We start from the raw sequence: 16,872 nt of genomic DNA, 5'->3' as shown, positions 1-16,872 counted from the left end.
AGTTAGTTGCTCTGGTGTCAGTTCGGTGACTTCTTCAGATTCGTTAAGGAAAGTCTTTGGAACGCTAAAAGTCCCGTCCTGATGAGGTTCTATATAGCGAGTAATTGGGAAGCCCTCTTCCATATCAGTATAAGCTAAACGTGTTCGAAAAATAGAAGCGTTAGTTTTTGAGGGTTGAGTAGATGCTACTCTGACAAGCCGAGAAGTGTGATCATAGCTTGCTGATGAGGGTAGTGCAGGCGGAGTAGTCTTGAGTGTCAAATCAAAATCCATATGTTGTTCTTTTGCTCCCTCGGAGATAGGAGTAAATACGATACGGTAGATATAGTGACCATCACCAACATAGCGACCATGTTGATCTTTTCCGTCCCATCTAGTCTTTTCAAAGGTAGTGGCAGGCCCCGACTTTTCTAGTGATTCACTGTAATGTTTATCAGCTGTTGAGGATTCTGGGCTTTCCCAAATCGCATTTGTAAGGTCAGATTGTCGATAGACCTTGGCTTTTAAATCTTTTACATTTCGTAACAGTGTTCCTCTAAACTCAACGGTATCCATAATACCATCTCCATTTGGTGAAAGCGCTAAGTAAGGTTTTCCATCTTTGAAGACTAATGTTTTGATATTTTCAGTACCAGTTTTATCATAAGTACCTAAAACAGTAGTTGAGCGAAATTCTGAGGCTTCTTCTTCAACGAAACCTGGACGTTTAGATTCTTGTAGATATCCCCATGATCCATATTGGCTAAGGAGAGCTGTGAAATTTTGTGAGTTAAATTCTTTGAAGTCATTTACCTCAAATTCCCCATCTTGCAAATGTTTAGGGCGTTCATAATAAAATGTTTTACTTGGGGTTTCATAGATAGATTTTTCTATGGCGTTTAAATCAGCAAACTTACCTGATCCGCGAAAACCAATGAAAGGAATGCTCATCACTTCAGAATGATTTGGAGACGTCATAAAGCGCACAAAACCTTCCAAAAAGTAGCCGTTAGGCATCAGTTTACTTAGTTGTTCATGAAATTGAGCCACATTAATTGGTATACTAATGTCTAGTGTTGTATTAGCTGGAACAACAACTGTTTTAAGTTCAGTTGATAACAAATGTCTCGGCGCTAGTGCAAAGTGTTGGTTCTCAACCTTATCTGTTCCTACATGTGCCGTATAATAAAATTTAGTAGGAGAGGAACTGAAATTGTGAATTTTTGCCACTAAATGAAATGTATCTGTTACATCGCCAAGATGGATTTTACTGTTATTGTTCTGATCTGTTACATAAGCAGTAGCAGAAGCAGCTTTTTTGGCATCTACGAGCCCTGCCCCTTGTTGTCGCGGTGAAACATAGGCATTTTCTTGTTCATTAAAAATAGCAGTTGCTGAACTCATCATAATCTGCTTTATGAGAATTGCTAATTCTTTAGGTGTTTTATTTGGAAAACGTTTTTGGTAGATAGGTTTTAAAAGATTGACTAAGCCAGCAACATGGGGAGCTGCGGCACTAGTTCCGTTAATCAACTCATAACCCTTAGTTCCTTTGAAAGAAGCTGAGTGGGTGAATCCTCCTGGTGCTGCAACATCTGGCTTTAAATGACCATCCGCAGTAAGTCCCCAACTAGAGAAGCCGCTGATTTGATTACCACCAGGATTTTTGAAAACCTGATATTGCTTAGGGAATGATAATGTCTGATTTGTATTCTTTAATAGAGCTTGCCCATCTTCTTGACTAATAAAGCCAGAAGGTATTTTAGCAAGATTTTTAGGCAATGGTAATGTTAGATTCTCTCCTGCCTTATCATTATAAATGAGAATCCCTGCGGCTCCATTTGTGATAGCATTAGTAATTTTATCAGCAAAATCAATCTCTCCACGCTGAATTAAAACAATCTTATCTTTGACATCAATGGCTTTAAAATCTTCTTCTCTTCCAAATTTAGCATCAACGAACTGGTATTGTCTTGTTTTATCAAATTCAGTAAGTAAACCTTGACTGGTTGAAAGGGCTATTTTTTGATGTGTTGATGTTGTTAAGTATTCGCTGTATATATAAGGGTTCTGATAAGCCGCTACACTGATGACATCTTCTGATAATCCTGGAGCTGCGACAACTCCAAAGTCAGGATTTGTTGCTAGAGGTTTTTTTGAAATATCCCCAAAAGCACGATCATTGCCCGCACTTGCAATTAAGAAAACGCCCTTATCTTTTGCTAATTGGATTGCTTTAACCATATCAGGGTGCAGATGATTTTTAGAATCTGCGCCTTTCCCATAACTCATGTTGACGCTATCAGCACCTAAATGGATGGCATCGATAATAGCCTTGGCTCTTAATTCATCAGCGCCTCCAATGACCTTCATAAAAATGAGTTGAGATTGAGGAGCGACACCGGTCATTTTCAATCCATTGTCCATAGGTTGTGCGCTTTCTCCTACGGCAATACCAGATACATGGCTTCCATGCGTGTCTGTCCCTGCGAGATCATCATTTTTTTTAAGATAATTATGGGCAAAAATAATTTTAGGTGAAATCCACTTACCATAATCAATGTTTGCCTCATTTTTCAATTGGTTTAAATCTTCTTCTTTTGCTATTTTGGGTGTTTTAAGAGCTGTGTTTGAGAAAACCTCGTGCTTACTGTTTAGTTCACTATCAAGGACTGCTGTTACGGTACCTGCTCCTTGCTGACTCTCTTCCCAAATTTTTGTGACATTAGTGCTGTCTAACTCGGAATCAAGAGTTGTTTCTGGGTTTTGAGAAGATGTTTCTGATTCTGAAGAAGCACTTTCTGGCAACGTTTCAAGCTGGTTGGTCGCTAATGGAGTCTGGTCTTTCTCTATTTCAGTGTTTACGGGCGTTTCCGTTGACGTGTTAAGAGACGTTTCCTCTTGAGCTTCTACTTGTTGAGCGTACATCATCAGTGTACTTGCCGTTATTAAGGCTACAGCAGCTAACTGTTTTTTTGCGGTTGTTTTTTTCACATTATCCTCCAAATTATATCTAATATTTTTTATATAGTTACGGAAATAAGCCGGTATATCCTACGTAACATTGTATAATAAATAATTGAATTGTTCAATCTAACAAAAATAAATGAATGATTATTAGTTATGCCTTTGTGCGGGTATAGTTGTCATAATCAATGTATTTGGTGTTTTTTTGAGAGTCTGTTGAAGAAGATAAGTGTGTGCTTTTTTGAATAATATTATCTATATTTACTCGAATTATTCATAATTATATATAAATTAAAATAATTAAAAATATTAAGTTCTGATGTTAAAAGTTATGTATCAGAAAGACTAAATTTAGATAAAGGAGGTGTAGACCAAGTCAGTTTTCGCCTTCACAAGAATGGCTAAGCTGACAGAATCAAAAACTGAGGGGTTACTAATTGTTACAGGAACACCAAAAATGATCTTGATATTGCCAATGAAAATGGTGAGAAAATTCGTTTAGAGATAACTACTTAGAACCTTTTACATCGTAAAAAATAGGAGTAACACGATTCAATATGTCAACGGATATTGACATTTTTTATGTTATTAGCTATCAAAAATGCCTAAGTGTCGACAAGGAGTCAAGGTCATTTATGGAGGTGTTATTTTAGATAAAGGCTTAATGCTAATAAAAAAGTAGGTGTTATAGGTTCATGCTATAACCTTTTTTAAAAAATAACTATGTTTCAGAAAAAGAGATTCATGTTAGTATCTTAAGTACGATAAAAATGTCTGTCAATTTTAGTCAAGGGCTTTAATCGTTAAAAAGAGTTAAAGGAGAACGGATGAGGATGGATAATCATCAATTTGAAAATGAGGGGCAGTACAAGCGAGAGATGACCAGTCGTCACCTTCAGATGCTTTCGATAGGAGGGGTGATTGGAACAGGTTTGTTTTTAAGTTCTGGTTATACGATTGCTCAGGCGGGTCCATTCGGAGCAATCTTCTCTTATTTGTTTGGCGGTGTTATGGTGTATTTGGTGATGTTTTCACTGGGAGAATTAGCCGTAGCCATGCCAGTCACAGGGTCCTTTCACACCTATGCCACTAAGTTTATCAGTCCTGGAACAGGGTTTATGGTAGCTTGGATGTATTGGCTTTGCTGGGTTGTGGCTCTAGCATCGCAATTTGTTGGAGCAGCTCTGTTGGCACAACGCTGGTTCCCAGAAGTTCCTATCTGGGTATTTGCGACCCTGTTTGCTATCCTTGTTTTTGGCTTAAACATGCTAAGTGTGGGGTGGTTTGCCAAAGCGGAGACCTATTTTTCCAGTATTAAAGCTTATGCTATCTTGATTTTCATTATTTTAGGCTTACTGGCGATTTTTGGCATTTTACCATTTGAGGGGCATTCATCAGCGCCGCTTTTTGAAAACGTCGTTACAGACGGCCTCTTACCAAATGGTTTAGTTGGTTTGGTTTCTGTTATGTTATCGGTTAATTATGCGTTCTCTGGGGTTGAAATGATTGGTATTGCTGCTGGTGAAACGGATAATCCCAAAGAAGCGGTACCCAAGGCTATCAAGTCTACTATTGGTTTATTAGTTATTTTCTTTGTTCTCACAATGTTGGTCTTAGCTTCGCTATTACCCATGTCTGAAGCTGGTGTGACAGAAGCACCTTTTGTTCTTGTTTTAGATAAGATTGGCATCCCTTACGCAGCCGATATCATGAATGTGATTATCCTATCAGCCATTTTATCAGCATCAACTTCTGGTCTTTATGCTTCCAGTCGTATGCTTTGGTCTCTAGCTAATGAGGGGATGATTTCCAAAAATGTCGTTCGTATCAATAAACATGGGGTTCCGATGCGAGCGATGTGGCTTTCTATGGTAGGTGTAGTGATTGCCTTAGTTGCCAGTGTCTATGCTGCCGATACAGTCTTTTTAGCTCTAGTATCCATTGCAGGTTTTGCAGTGGTTGTGACTTGGCTGTCTATTCCCCTAGCGCAGATACGCTTTAGAAAAGCGTTCTTGAAGGAGCACTCTTTGTCAGAGTTATCTTATCGCACTCCTTTGTCCCCTGGTTTGCCGTGGCTAACGATTGGCTTGTTGGTGGTTTCAGTCATTGGTATTGCTTGGGATGAGGCGCAAAGACCGGGCTTATATTTTGGGATTCCGTTTATGTTGGCTTGTTATGGCTACCACAGATGGAAATTTAAAACTTGGTAGGAGGATTATTTAATGGGACAGTTTAAAGAATTATTAGCTCAAAAAAGTGTTGTTATCTTGCATGGAGCTTTAGGAACGGAGTTAGAGGCTAGAGGCTATGATATTAGTGGAGAGTTGTGGTCGGCAAAGTATTTGATTAACGATTCAGATGCTATTACAACCATTCATGAAGCCTATGTTTTGGCTGGTGCTGATATTATAACAACCTCTACTTATCAGGCTAGTCTATCCAGCTTGCAGGGAGTTGGTATTTCCAAACAAGAGGCAGAAGCCTTGATTATTAAGAGCGTTGAATTGGCAAAAACAGCTCGAAAACAAGCTTGGGACAAGATCGATGAAAAGCTAAAACGCACACGTGTTTATCCATTAATCTCTGGTGATGTTGGTCCTTATGCCGCCTATTTAGCGGATGGGTCCGAATACACAGGAGAGTATGGACAGGTCAGCAAGGAAATATTGAAGGATTTTCATCGTTCTCGGATTGCTTTGTTTTTAACAGAAGGAGTGGATTTACTAGCTTTAGAAACCATGCCTAATATTTTGGAAATCAAAGCACTGACAGAACTGCTATCAGAAGAATTTCCAGAAGCGGAAGCTTATATCAGTATCACCTCACAAGATGGTGCTAGCTTATCAGACGGGACGGGTCTAGAAGAGTTAGTCGCACTTGTTCAAGGTTGCCCGCAAATCGTAGCGCTAGGAGTGAATTGCAGCTCTCCTGAGATCTGCGAAAAAGTCCTAAGTCAGTTAGTTGGTTTAACTTCCTTGCCTCTTGTGGCCTATCCAAACTCGGGCGAAGTTTACCATGGGGATACGCAAACTTGGCATGCGAGTGACTCAGTAACGCATGAGGTAGCTTCTTACCATAAAAAATGGCAAGAAATGTTTGAGCAGCTAACTCTAGTTGGAGGGTGTTGCCGGACCAGGCCAGGTGATATTAAGAAGCTTAGAGATAGTTTATCCCTTAGCTAAAACTAGAAGATGATACCGTAAGGACTAGCTAGTGAAATTAGTTTTAATTTTCTGGTTACGTGAAGGCTATGATAAAAAGAAATAGAAACTAGTTTCTATTTCTTTTATTTTGTTGAAATAATATTCTGTAAGCGCTATACTTTATGACGTGAGGTAAGTAAATGGCAAATCTAACCAAAAATGTGATTCCTTTGATTGAATCTTATCTAGACTCAATGACGTCAACCGAACAAACCATTGCCCAATACTTTATCGCTGGGCAGAATCTCGAGGACTTGTCGGCCATCAATATCTGCCAGCAACTACATGTGTCAAAGGCGAGTTTGACACGCTTTGCTCAAAAGTGTGGTTTTGCTGGTTATCGGGAATTTGTGTTTTCCTATCAGGAATCACAAGAAGCTGTTGACAGCGCTTCTTTGATTTTAAAAAGGGATGTGACCAAAAGAGTTTTAGCCGATTACGATCAGCTCTTGCAAAAAACCTATTCGATTTTGGATGAAAGCCAATTAGCTAGGGTGACGGGTCTTATTGAAAATGCCAAGCGTATTTATCTTTATGGGAAAGGGAGCTCAGGTCAGGCTCTTAGAGAAATGAAGATGCGGTTTATGCGACTGGGCTTGATTTGCGATATTGTGACAGACAATGATGAGTTGCTTTGGGCGAGTATGCTAGCAGATGAGACTTGTTTGGTGATTGGTGCATCAATTTCTGGGAAAACGAAAGCGGTTATTGACGCTTTACTTCGTGTTAAGGATAGGGGTGCTAAGACCATTTTATTAACAACACAAAAAGAAGCTGGTCAAGATTCTCCGTGGGATGAGTTGATTCTCTTAGCGTCAACAGACAATCTCGCTTATGGTAACCGGATTTCACCACAGTTTCCATTGTTGCTAGTGATTGATTGCTTATTTGCCTATTACCTTGATATTGATGTTCAGCAAAAACAAGAGCGCTATCAACAAACGATTATTGATAAGGAGGAAATGTAATGCAGAGCGCACAAGACATCTTGGAGAAAATTAGAGGAGGTGTGATTGTTTCTTGCCAAGCCTTGCCTGGAGAGCCAATGTACTCAGAAAAAGGAGGGGTTATGCCACTTTTTGCAAAGGCAGCGCAAGAAGCTGGCGCTGTCGGTATCCGTGCTAACAGCGTGAGAGATATTACGGAGATTAAGCAAGCCGTAGATCTGCCGATTATTGGGATTATTAAGAAAGATTATGGCGATGCAGAAGCCTTTATCACGCCTACATTGGATGAGGTAGCTTCTTTGGTTGCAGTTGGTGTTGATATTATTGCTGTTGATGCAACGAGCTCAACTCGTCCTGGTGGACAGTCACTAGAAGCATTTGTCAAAGAGATCAAACAAGCCTACCCCGATCAGTTGCTAATGGCAGACTGCTCTACCCTAACTGAAATGCTTACAGCAGATCAGCTAGGTTTTGACTTTGTAGGAACCACTTTAGTTGGTTATACGAAACAGAGTCAACAATTGGTTATTGAGAGTGATGATTTTGATTTGATTCGCCAAGCTAGAGCTATGGTGGATGCCCCTATTATTGCTGAGGGAAATATCAACACTCCAGATAAAGTGAAACGTGTTTTGCAATTAGGTGTTGATAGCGTTGTTGTTGGCTCGGCTATCACCAGACCACTGATTATTGCGAAACCATTTATTGAAGCAGCAAAGGATTTTTAGAAAAAAGGAGTTTATAATGACACATTTAGACAAATATAAAGGTATTATTCCCGCATTTTACGCTTGCTATGATGATAACGGCGACATTAGTCCAGAACGTGTGAAAGCATTAGTCCAATATCATATTGATAAAGGTGTTAAGGGGATTTATGTTAATGGTTCTTCTGGAGAATGTATCTATCAAAGCGTCTCAGATCGAAAACAAGTGATTGAAGCTGTTATGGAAGTTGCGAAAGGGAAGTTGACTGTCATTAACCACGTTGCTTGCAATAATACTCGCGATAGTATTGAGTTGGCTGAGCATTCAGAAGCCTTAGGTGTTGATGCTATTGCAGCGATTCCACCGATTTACTTTAAGTTACCTGAATATTCGATAGCTGCTTACTGGAATGACATCAGCAAGGCTGCTCCAAATACTGATTTTATCATTTACAACATTCCACAACTAGCCGGTGTGGCCTTGACTAGCAGTTTGTATGCTGAAATGCGTCAGAATCCGCGCGTGATAGGGGTTAAAAATTCGTCAATGCCTGTCCAAGATATTCAACTGTTTGTTGCTGATGGTGGTTCAGATTACATTGTTTTCAATGGACCAGATGAGCAGTTTTTAGGCGGCCGTCTCATGGGGGCAGAAGCAGGTATCGGTGGTACTTATGGCGTTATGCCAGATCTTTTCTTGAAACTCAATGATTTAATTGCTGAGAAAGAGCTTGAAAAAGCAAAAGAGTTACAATACAGCATCAATAGCATTATTTACAAGATGGTCTCAGGTCGTGCCAACCTTTACGCCGTTATCAAGGAAGTGCTACGTCTCAATGAAAATCTTGATTTAGGTTCTGTTCGTAGACCGCTCGAAGAGCTTTCAGAAAAGGATATCGAAATTGCAAAAGAAGCCGCGCAGATGATTAACGATGCACGGTCAGCATTTAAAGAATAGATGAGGTAGAAAGAATATGGATAAAGCATCGTTTGGAGCCTTGAACTGGTTCATGGTTATCGTCTATCTAGGAGTAATGCTTTTAGTGGGTGCTTACTTCACTAAAAAATCAAGTGAGAGTACAGACGCTTTCTTTAAAGCCAATGGAAAAGTACCTTCTTGGGCGGCAGGACTAAGTGTTTATGCGACGACCTTGAGCTCTATTACCTTCATGGCTGTCCCAGAACGCTCCTTTTTAACAGACTGGTCATATGCTGTTGGAACCTTAACCATCTTTTTGATTATTCCGTTAATGGCCAAATATTTTATCCCATTTTTCAGACGACTAAATGTCACAACAGCCTATGAATATCTGGAATCACGGTTTAGTGTCACCTTGCGTGCGATGAGTAGTTTTCTCTTCATTATCTATCACCTTGGTCGCATGGCGGTTGTTATCTATTTACCTGTTCTTGCTGTTACTTCTGTAACAGATATTAATCCCTTTTTAATTGCAGCCATTGTCGGATTATTATGTATTATTTACACCTTCTTAGGAGGTATCGAAGGGGTTATTTGGAGTGATGCGATTCAAGCAATTATCTTACTAGCAGGCGCTTTCTTGGTTGTTGTTATAGGTATTAGCAAGGTTGATGGTGGTTTTGGCACACTGTTGAGTGACACCGTAGAACATCATAAGTTCATTTCAGTTGGTAAAAACTTCAACGCATCAGACCTAGCAAACTTTATTCCGCTTATTTTTATCGGTCAGTTTGCAAATACCTTGTATCAATATGCTGGAAGTCAAGATGTTGTTCAAAGATTTTTGACAACAAAATCTATTAAAGAGGCTGTTAAGTCTTTATGGATGTCAGGTTGGCTATCGCTTTCTGCCATTCCTCTTTTCTTTGGAATGGGTACTGTTTTATTTAGCTTTTATACTCATACAGGGTCACTTCCAGAGGGCTTTAACACTAGTGCTATCGTCCCTTACTTTATCATCACACAGCTTCCTGCAGGTCTAGCTGGTTTGGTTATTGCGGCTATTTTTGCAGCAGCTCAATCAACGATTTCATCTAGTCTCAATGCTATTTCCTCTTGTTTTGTGGTTGACTTTAAGCAACGTTTCTTTAACAAATCCTTCAAAGCTATTTCGGATGTTTGGTTGGCTCGTTGGGTTATCATCATCTCAGGAAGTTTAAGTACTCTCATTACACTTTATTTCATTGCTGGTAATTCTTCTTCAACATGGGATATTTTCTTAGCCGTGTCAGGAATGTTTGGGGTTCCGGTTGTTGGTTTATTTGTGCTAGGTATCTTTACGACAAAAGCCAATGCAAGAGGTGCTTTATTAGGATTTGTCACAAGTGTGATTCTTAGTTTCCTAGCAAACAATGCTAACATGTCAGCACTTTTAGTAGCTGTACTTGCCTTACTGGCAACGGTAGTATTTGGTTATCTCTTTAGTCTTTTGTTCAAACAAACGAATGATCTTAATAATTTAACCATCCACACGTTAACAAGCGATTCAAAAGAAGATTAAGAAAGGATAGTAACATGAAAGACACGATGTCGTTGTCTGATATGCAGACTTATAGAGGCAGACAAGAAGTGCCTGAAGACTTTGATCAGTTTTGGCAAGAAGCTATCCAGTCCTTGCCAACCTTATCTGATTATACTATTGAAGAACAAGAATTTAACACCCCTAATCTTCGATGCTTTGACTTGTACTTTGATGGAAGCAATCATGGAAAAATTTATGCACGCTGTGTATTTCCTAAAAATAAGAAGAATATACCTGTGATTTTCCATTTCCATGGGTACATGGGACAAAACCCTGATTGGTCAGTCCTTTTTGCTTATGCTGCGATGGGATATGGTATCGTGGCGATGGATGTCCGTGGTCAGTCTGGTCGTTCCTTGGATAACGCAGTGTTTAATGGCAATACGGTCAAGGGGCAGATTATTCGTGGAATGATTGATGGTCCAAATAGTCTCTTTTATAAGGACGTTTATCTTGATACTTATCGCTTGATTGAGATAGTTGCTGACTTTGAAGACGTTGATTCCCAAAACTTATCCAGCTTTGGTGGCTCTCAAGGAGGTGCTTTGGCACTTGTTGCAGCAGCCTTGAATCATAAAATCAAAAAATGTGTGACGATCTATCCTTTCTTAGGTGATTTTAAACGTGTTTTAGAGTTAGGCAATCACAGTGAAGCGTATGACGAATTATTCCGCTATTTTAAGTTTCATGATCCTTTCCATACTACTGAGGATAAGATACTGAAGACTTTGTCCTACATTGATGTGAAAAATTTCAGTCACTTGATTGAGTGCCCGGTTAAATTTGTGACCTGTTTAGATGATAACGTTTGTTTCCCATCCACGCAGTATGCCATATACAACCGTATCCAATCCGAAAAGGAACACTTTCTGCTTCCTGAATACGGTCATGATGCGGTCAATGTCCACTTAAATGATATGGTAGCTAACTGGTTGATGGAGACGACTATTGATTTTAAACTATAAGATAGGAGTTATCAGATGGAATTTTACGAAACAATCGAGAAAATCGACAAGCATGAGTTGTTAGATATCATTCGACCTGTCTTGTCTAACTTAGATGTCTCAGACCTTGAGACGGGGATGCACACTGTCAATGATGAGTTCTATTTTAATGTGATTCAGTATGAGTCAACAACTGAAGATCAGCGTGTCTGGGAAAGTCATCGTCGCGAGTATGATGTTCACTACATTATTTCAGGAGAGGAACGGATTTACCATAACTTTTTAACACAAATGACGTTAGGGGATTATGATGAAGCTGGCGATTGGCAGCAAATGACCGGTAAGCAAGCTAGTGAACTTGTTTTATCACCTGGGAATGTGCTCATTTTAGATGCCAATGATGCCCACAAAACTGGTTTAATAGTAAGAGAGTCAGAAACTATCCGAAAGATTGTCTTTAAATTAAAAATATCTTGATGGTGTTTGCCCTATGATTGGTGAACTGATAATGAAATCGTCTAAGGAGGTAAGGTCAACATGATATTGGGAATTGATATTGGAGGTACCAGTATCAAAAGTGATGTTTATAATCATTCTGGCCAGGCTCAAAATCTCTTTAAAGAAATTGATACGCCTGTTAATCTAACACTAAAAACTAACGACATCAGTAAGGCTTTAGTGACGCTCATTAATGATTATTTAGCGATGGGAGTTGATCTCGATGGTGTAGCAATTTCTAGCGCTGGTGTTATTGATGCTACTTTGGGAGAAGTGATTTATGCAGGTCCAACGATTCCACAATATACAGGAACGGCTTTAAAAGCTTTGGTGGAATCAAACTTCGACCTTCCTTGCTCGGTGGAAAATGATGTGAACTGTGCTGCCTTAGCAGAGCAGTGGTTAGGTGCTGCGCGTGATTCTAGCAGTAGCTTATGTTTAACCATAGGTACAGGCGTTGGAGGAGCTGTTCTCTTAAATGGTCAGGTTTGGCGTGGTTTTTCCCAGACAGCAGGAGAAGTGGGCTACTTACCTTTAGCTGACAAAACGCTCCAAGACTATGCCTCAACAACGTCGCTTGTGCAAAGCTATTGTCAATTAAAGCAATTGAAAAATGCTTCTGGTAAAACTATTTTTAAAGCTTACGACGAAGGAGATGAGATGGCTTATCAGGTCGTTCAATCCTTCTGTGCTTATTTGGCGCAGGGACTACTGCCTATGATTTATACCCTAAATCCCGAACGGATTATTCTAGGTGGCGGTATTTTCCAACGTTCCGAGATTCTTTTACCCTATATTGAAGCCCAGTTGAAGTCACGCTTGCAATCAGAACAATTTTATCCTGATCAGGTGAGTGCTGCTAAATTAGGGAATGAAGCAGGAAGAATTGGAGCTGTCTATTGGTTCTTACAACAACATGGTCAGATGGATTGATGCTATCTGTCGTAGTCACCAATCTTCTAAGATGCTTATCACGTGCATTGATTGGTTTGCCAGTTGCTGAAGCGCTGGTCTTGTCAGCTCTGTTAGGGACTAATCATTATAAGTTGTTATTATCAGAGTAAGAAAAATCACCTAAAATCAAAGGTTCATTAACCATGGTTTTAGGTGATTTTGTTATTTTACGAGTAGATAACAATGGCTTCGTAACGTTAGCTATTGTTTAGTTAATAGAAAACAATGCTGACAGGCTAGGGGTTAGAAGAACAGTTTAGGATAGATTTAAAAGGGAGTTGTCTTTATCTGGTCACTAAGGACAGCCATGATTACACTCTATGGCTGTATGTGCTGGAGGCAGTCTATAAAAAAGTATGTGTACGCAGTTGCTGTATGAACTCTGTAAATGCGTTCAACAATCAGAAGTTACCACGAAAACGATTGAGAAGAGCCAGTATGGCAAGGAGCAGACTAGCTACACATAAAGGAAACACTGATAATGGAATCGGTGTTATTCCGAGGTAGTCCCAAATGGGTGACAAAATAAAGATTGACGCCATAGCGATCAAAAAACGATAGCGTAGCTTAGTCTTCATTTTATGGTTGACCACAAGAGGAAAGGTGAAGAAGTTTGCGACCTGAGAAAAGCCTAGTGTTGGAACAATATCAGGAAAGAGTAGCAATGTCAGCGCAAGGGCTCCACATAAGATAGCATTGATCAGGCAGAAAGCCTCCCAATAGTAGCAAAATTCTTGTTTCATTGTGACACATCCTTTCTTTGACGATACAGGTAATTGCCTATCGCGAGTAAGCCAAAGATTAGGCTAAGAAGAAAAATCAGCGGCGTGCTTGGATACATCCTGATCGGTACCACTTTTTCCAGAATAGGGTCGACAACCAGTATGAAAAAGAGACCGATGATCGCCCGATAATGATTTTTGAGTTCTATTTTGCGACTAATGATAAGCGGCAGACAAAAGCTGTAGCCTATGGTACTAGCCTTCCAGATTGTTAGAGGGTCAGGATATAATAGACTGACAATGGCTGTAGCCAGACAGAGGATGGCATTGACGATACAAAAGGACTGCCAGTAGTAAACAAAATTCTTTTTCATAGTAGTACTCCAGCTTTTTTTCTTTAGTATAGCGCTTTCGATAATAATCATCAAGATTTTCTAAATTTTATAACTGAGATAGACCGCCAAAATGCTCTTAACATGATATAATGGAAACATCATACAAAATTGGAGTGAAATAGCTATGAGTACCTATAATCATGGAATAATCGAGCCCAAATGGCAAGAGTTTTGGGCTAAAAATCATACCTTTAAAACAGGGACTGACGCGTCAAAACCCAAGTTTTACGCCCTTGATATGTTTCCTTACCCATCAGGAGCAGGGCTCCATGTGGGACATCCAGAGGGGTATACAGCGACTGATATTTTGAGTCGCTATAAGCGTGCGCAAGGTTACAATGTCCTTCACCCTATGGGCTGGGATGCCTTTGGTTTACCTGCTGAGCAGTACGCGATGGATACTGGTAATGATCCCGCAGAATTTACTGCAGAAAACATTGCCAATTTTAAACGCCAAATCAATGCGCTAGGATTTTCCTACGATTGGGATCGTGAAGTTAACACGACTGATCCAAACTATTACAAGTGGACCCAGTGGATTTTTACCAAACTCTATGAAAAAGGTCTAGCCTATGAAGCTGAAGTTCCTGTCAACTGGGTTGAAGAACTTGGAACAGCCATTGCCAACGAAGAAGTTTTACCGGATGGTACTTCTGAGCGTGGGGGTTATCCGGTGGTTAGAAAACCAATGCGCCAATGGATGCTCAAAATCACAGCTTACGCCGAACGTCTTTTAGAAGATTTGGAAGAGGTTGACTGGCCAGAATCCATCAAGGACATGCAACGCAATTGGATTGGTAAGTCAACTGGTGCTCACGTCACTTTCAAGATCAAGGGTAGCGATAAAACATTTACTGTTTTTACAACACGTCCAGATACTCTTTTTGGAGCCACTTACGCTGTTATGGCACCAGAACATGAGTTGGTAGATGACATTACCTCAATGGTGCAAGCTGAGGATATCGCTGAATACAAACGTGCTGCTAGTCTAAAATCAGACTTAGCGCGTACGGATTTGGCCAAAGAAAAAACGGGTGTCTTCACCGGAGCTTACGCTATCAATCCGGCCAATGGTAAGGAAATCCCAATCTGGATTTCTGACTATGTTCTGTCAAGTTACGGAACTGGTGCTATCATGGCTGTGCCTGCCCATGACGAGCGTGACTGGGCGTTTGCGAAACAATTCGACCTTGACATCATTCCCGTTTTAGAAGGTGGAAATGTCGAAGAAGCAGCCTATACCGAAGATGGCCTTCACATCAATTCAGGATTTCTTGATGGCCTTAACAAGGAAGAAGCTATTGATAAGATGGTTGACTTCCTTGAGGAAAATCATTTTGGTAAGAAGCAAGTGAACTACCGCTTGCGTGACTGGCTCTTTAGCCGTCAGCGTTACTGGGGTGAGCCTATCCCAATCATCCATTGGGAAGACGGTACTTCAACAGCAGTTCCAGAAAGTGAATTGCCGCTTGTTCTTCCGGTCACTAAAGACATCCGTCCGTCAGGAACTGGCGAATCACCACTGGCTAACATTACTGACTGGCTTGAAGTAACTCGTGAAGATGGGGTTAAAGGTCGCCGTGAAACTAATACCATGCCACAATGGGCTGGTTCAAGCTGGTATTATCTCCGTTATATTGATCCGCACAATGATGACAAATTGGCTGATGAAGACCTTTTGAAACAATGGTTACCAGTTGATATTTATGTTGGTGGGGCTGAGCATGCTGTTCTTCACTTGCTCTATGCTCGCTTCTGGCACAAGGTCCTCTATGACTTGGGAGTTGTTCCAACTAAAGAGCCATTCCAAAAACTCTTTAATCAAGGGATGATTTTGGGAACCAGCTATCGAGATAGTCGCGGAGCGCTTGTTGCGACAGATAAGGTAGAAAAACGCGATGGGTCATTCTTTAACATTGAAACAGGAGAAGAACTAGAACAGGCACCTGCTAAGATGTCTAAGTCACTTAAAAATGTTGTTAATCCTGATGATGTAGTCGAGCAGTACGGAGCAGACACACTTCGTGTTTACGAAATGTTTATGGGACCACTTGACGCCTCTATCGCTTGGTCTGAAGAAGGCTTGGAAGGGGCTCGTAAATTCCTTGACCGTGTTTATCGCCTTGTGACAACTAAAGAAATGTCTGTGGAAAATAGCGGAGCTTTGGACAAGGTCTATCATGAAACCGTTAAATCAGTGACAGAGCAAATTGAGGAACTTAAATTTAACACAGCTATCGCCCAACTCATGATTTTTGTTAATGCAGCAAATAAAGAAGACAAACTCTTCGTAGATTATGCCAAAGGTTTTGTTCAGTTGATTGCGCCATTTGCACCACACTTAGGTGAAGAATTGTGGCAAGTTTTAACCGCATCTGGTGAGTCTATCTCTCATGTCGCTTGGCCAACATGGGATGAAAGCAAGCTGGTTGAAAATGAAATTGAAATCGTTGTTCAAATCAAGGGCAAAGTGCGTGCTAAACTAGTCGTTCCAAAAGATGCCAGCCGTGAAGAACTTGAAGCGCTAGCTATGGCAGATGAGAAAATCAAATCTGAACTTCAAGATAAAGACATCCTTAAAGTGATAGCAGTACCGAATAAATTAGTCAATATCGTTATCAAATAACCCACTCATCTGACCATTTTGGATCAGAAACATCACGTTTTCTTATTGATTTGATTTCCAGAGGACTTACGCTTCGTGTGAAGTCAATATAGCAGAACAGAAGTTGCATCTTGATGCAGTCGTCATACAAAACACGCCTCATTCTTTTAAGAGTGAGGCGTGTTTTGTAGGTAGTTTAAATGATAGTTCTGGGTCATGACAATGTGCTGTAGAGGTTTGGAAACCTTTTGATTTTTACCATTAGGTCTTTATCACATCGTGAAGTAATAATTGTTTTAGAGCTAAAACGATTGTTTCGAGTACAAGGCGCAGCAACCTTTGTAACTAGAGTGCTCCAAATGTATAGGAACAATTTTAAGCATTCTAGCCAAACAAACTAATCTTCCCTGGTAGGCTAGTCATTGAATGAGAATGTAGTGCTGCGATTCC

General features: G+C 40.2%; 13 protein-coding genes and 1 pseudogene. 11 read left to right on the top strand and 3 right to left on the bottom strand.

Annotated features, from left to right (window positions below; genetic code table 11):
• Positions 1 to 27 precede the first annotated feature (27 nt).
• A pseudogene (locus tag A2G56_RS06110) lies at positions 28 to 2,907 on the bottom strand (S8 family serine peptidase); the annotation flags it as partial.
• Positions 2,908 to 3,779: 872 nt separating this feature from the next.
• On the opposite strand from A2G56_RS06110, the gene A2G56_RS06105 reads away from it, so the two are divergent.
• From A2G56_RS06105 to A2G56_RS11070, 10 genes are all read left to right on the top strand, one after another.
• Positions 3,780 to 5,156, top strand: a complete 1,377-nt coding sequence (locus A2G56_RS06105) for an amino acid permease (RefSeq protein WP_062710412.1) — start codon at positions 3,780 to 3,782, stop codon at positions 5,154 to 5,156.
• Between the two features lie 12 nt (positions 5,157 to 5,168).
• Positions 5,169 to 6,128 carry a homocysteine S-methyltransferase gene (gene mmuM, locus A2G56_RS06100; RefSeq protein WP_062710409.1) on the top strand — a complete coding sequence of 320 codons (960 nt, stop codon included), beginning with the start codon at positions 5,169 to 5,171 and terminating at the stop codon, positions 6,126 to 6,128.
• A gap of 161 nt (positions 6,129 to 6,289) precedes the next feature.
• Positions 6,290 to 7,117 carry a MurR/RpiR family transcriptional regulator gene (locus tag A2G56_RS06095; RefSeq protein ID WP_062710406.1) on the top strand — a complete coding sequence of 276 codons (828 nt, stop codon included), beginning with the start codon at positions 6,290 to 6,292 and terminating at the stop codon, positions 7,115 to 7,117.
• Positions 7,117 to 7,824 (top strand): N-acetylmannosamine-6-phosphate 2-epimerase, encoded by a 708-nt coding sequence (locus A2G56_RS06090; protein WP_062710404.1) that lies wholly within the window; start codon positions 7,117 to 7,119, stop codon positions 7,822 to 7,824. Before A2G56_RS06095 ends, A2G56_RS06090 begins: the two co-directional genes overlap by 1 nt.
• 16 nt (positions 7,825 to 7,840) lie before the next feature.
• On the top strand, positions 7,841 to 8,761 hold the full coding sequence (locus A2G56_RS06085; RefSeq protein WP_062710400.1) for a dihydrodipicolinate synthase family protein: 921 nt from the start codon (positions 7,841 to 7,843) through the stop codon (positions 8,759 to 8,761).
• A gap of 16 nt (positions 8,762 to 8,777) precedes the next feature.
• Positions 8,778 to 10,283, top strand: coding sequence for a sodium:solute symporter family protein (locus A2G56_RS06080; RefSeq protein ID WP_062710398.1), 1,506 nt, complete (start codon positions 8,778 to 8,780; stop codon positions 10,281 to 10,283).
• A 14-nt stretch (positions 10,284 to 10,297) separates the two neighbouring features.
• Positions 10,298 to 11,269, top strand: a complete 972-nt coding sequence (locus A2G56_RS06075; protein WP_062710395.1) for an acetylxylan esterase — start codon at positions 10,298 to 10,300, stop codon at positions 11,267 to 11,269.
• A 15-nt stretch (positions 11,270 to 11,284) separates the two neighbouring features.
• Complete coding sequence (locus A2G56_RS06070) at positions 11,285 to 11,725, top strand: NanQ anomerase/TabA/YiaL family protein (protein ID WP_062710392.1); 441 nt, start codon at positions 11,285 to 11,287, stop codon at positions 11,723 to 11,725.
• Between the two features lie 60 nt (positions 11,726 to 11,785).
• Positions 11,786 to 12,679 (top strand): ROK family protein, encoded by an 894-nt coding sequence (locus A2G56_RS06065; RefSeq protein ID WP_062710389.1) that lies wholly within the window; start codon positions 11,786 to 11,788, stop codon positions 12,677 to 12,679.
• Positions 12,679 to 12,810, top strand: a complete 132-nt coding sequence (locus A2G56_RS11070; RefSeq protein WP_257721915.1) for a hypothetical protein — start codon at positions 12,679 to 12,681, stop codon at positions 12,808 to 12,810. Before A2G56_RS06065 ends, A2G56_RS11070 begins: the two co-directional genes overlap by 1 nt.
• Positions 12,811 to 13,101: 291 nt before the next feature.
• Here the strand turns inward: A2G56_RS11070 and A2G56_RS06060 are convergent, their stop codons facing one another.
• Both A2G56_RS06060 and A2G56_RS06055 read right to left on the bottom strand, forming a co-directional pair.
• Positions 13,102 to 13,443, bottom strand: coding sequence for a hypothetical protein (locus tag A2G56_RS06060; protein ID WP_062710386.1), 342 nt, complete (start codon positions 13,441 to 13,443; stop codon positions 13,102 to 13,104).
• Complete coding sequence (locus tag A2G56_RS06055) at positions 13,440 to 13,796, bottom strand: hypothetical protein (protein WP_157761202.1); 357 nt, start codon at positions 13,794 to 13,796, stop codon at positions 13,440 to 13,442. Before A2G56_RS06055 ends, A2G56_RS06060 begins: the two co-directional genes overlap by 4 nt.
• Positions 13,797 to 13,941: 145 nt before the next feature.
• Here A2G56_RS06055 and leuS point away from each other — a divergent pair, with 145 nt between their 5' ends.
• On the top strand, positions 13,942 to 16,443 hold the full coding sequence (leuS, locus tag A2G56_RS06050; RefSeq protein WP_062710380.1) for a leucine--tRNA ligase: 2,502 nt from the start codon (positions 13,942 to 13,944) through the stop codon (positions 16,441 to 16,443).
• Positions 16,444 to 16,872: the final 429 nt, after the last annotated feature.

It is taken from the genome of Streptococcus halotolerans, assembly GCF_001598035.1.
Taxonomy (GTDB): domain Bacteria; phylum Bacillota; class Bacilli; order Lactobacillales; family Streptococcaceae; genus Streptococcus; species Streptococcus halotolerans.
The sequence above is the reverse complement of the archived record's forward strand: the minus strand, read 5'-3'. Positions and strand labels throughout refer to the sequence as shown.

What these genes read in the sequence shown, in the direction of transcription:
- leuS (WP_062710380.1), top strand. Translation starts at nt 13,942, where the DNA reads ATGAGTACCTATAATCATGGAATAATCGAGCCCAAATGGCAAGAGTTT.
- mmuM (WP_062710409.1), top strand. Translation starts at nt 5,169, where the DNA reads ATGGGACAGTTTAAAGAATTATTAGCTCAAAAAAGTGTTGTTATCTTG.
- A2G56_RS06080 (WP_062710398.1), top strand. Translation starts at nt 8,778, where the DNA reads ATGGATAAAGCATCGTTTGGAGCCTTGAACTGGTTCATGGTTATCGTC.
- A2G56_RS06065 (WP_062710389.1), top strand. Translation starts at nt 11,786, where the DNA reads ATGATATTGGGAATTGATATTGGAGGTACCAGTATCAAAAGTGATGTT.
- A2G56_RS06085 (WP_062710400.1), top strand. Translation starts at nt 7,841, where the DNA reads ATGACACATTTAGACAAATATAAAGGTATTATTCCCGCATTTTACGCT.
- A2G56_RS06070 (WP_062710392.1), top strand. Translation starts at nt 11,285, where the DNA reads ATGGAATTTTACGAAACAATCGAGAAAATCGACAAGCATGAGTTGTTA.
- A2G56_RS06090 (WP_062710404.1), top strand. Translation starts at nt 7,117, where the DNA reads ATGCAGAGCGCACAAGACATCTTGGAGAAAATTAGAGGAGGTGTGATT.
- A2G56_RS06060 (WP_062710386.1), bottom strand. Translation starts at nt 13,443, where the DNA reads ATGAAACAAGAATTTTGCTACTATTGGGAGGCTTTCTGCCTGATCAAT.
- A2G56_RS06095 (WP_062710406.1), top strand. Translation starts at nt 6,290, where the DNA reads ATGGCAAATCTAACCAAAAATGTGATTCCTTTGATTGAATCTTATCTA.
- A2G56_RS06075 (WP_062710395.1), top strand. Translation starts at nt 10,298, where the DNA reads ATGAAAGACACGATGTCGTTGTCTGATATGCAGACTTATAGAGGCAGA.
- A2G56_RS06055 (WP_157761202.1), bottom strand. Translation starts at nt 13,796, where the DNA reads ATGAAAAAGAATTTTGTTTACTACTGGCAGTCCTTTTGTATCGTCAAT.
- A2G56_RS06105 (WP_062710412.1), top strand. Translation starts at nt 3,780, where the DNA reads ATGGATAATCATCAATTTGAAAATGAGGGGCAGTACAAGCGAGAGATG.
- A2G56_RS11070 (WP_257721915.1), top strand. Translation starts at nt 12,679, where the DNA reads ATGCTATCTGTCGTAGTCACCAATCTTCTAAGATGCTTATCACGTGCA.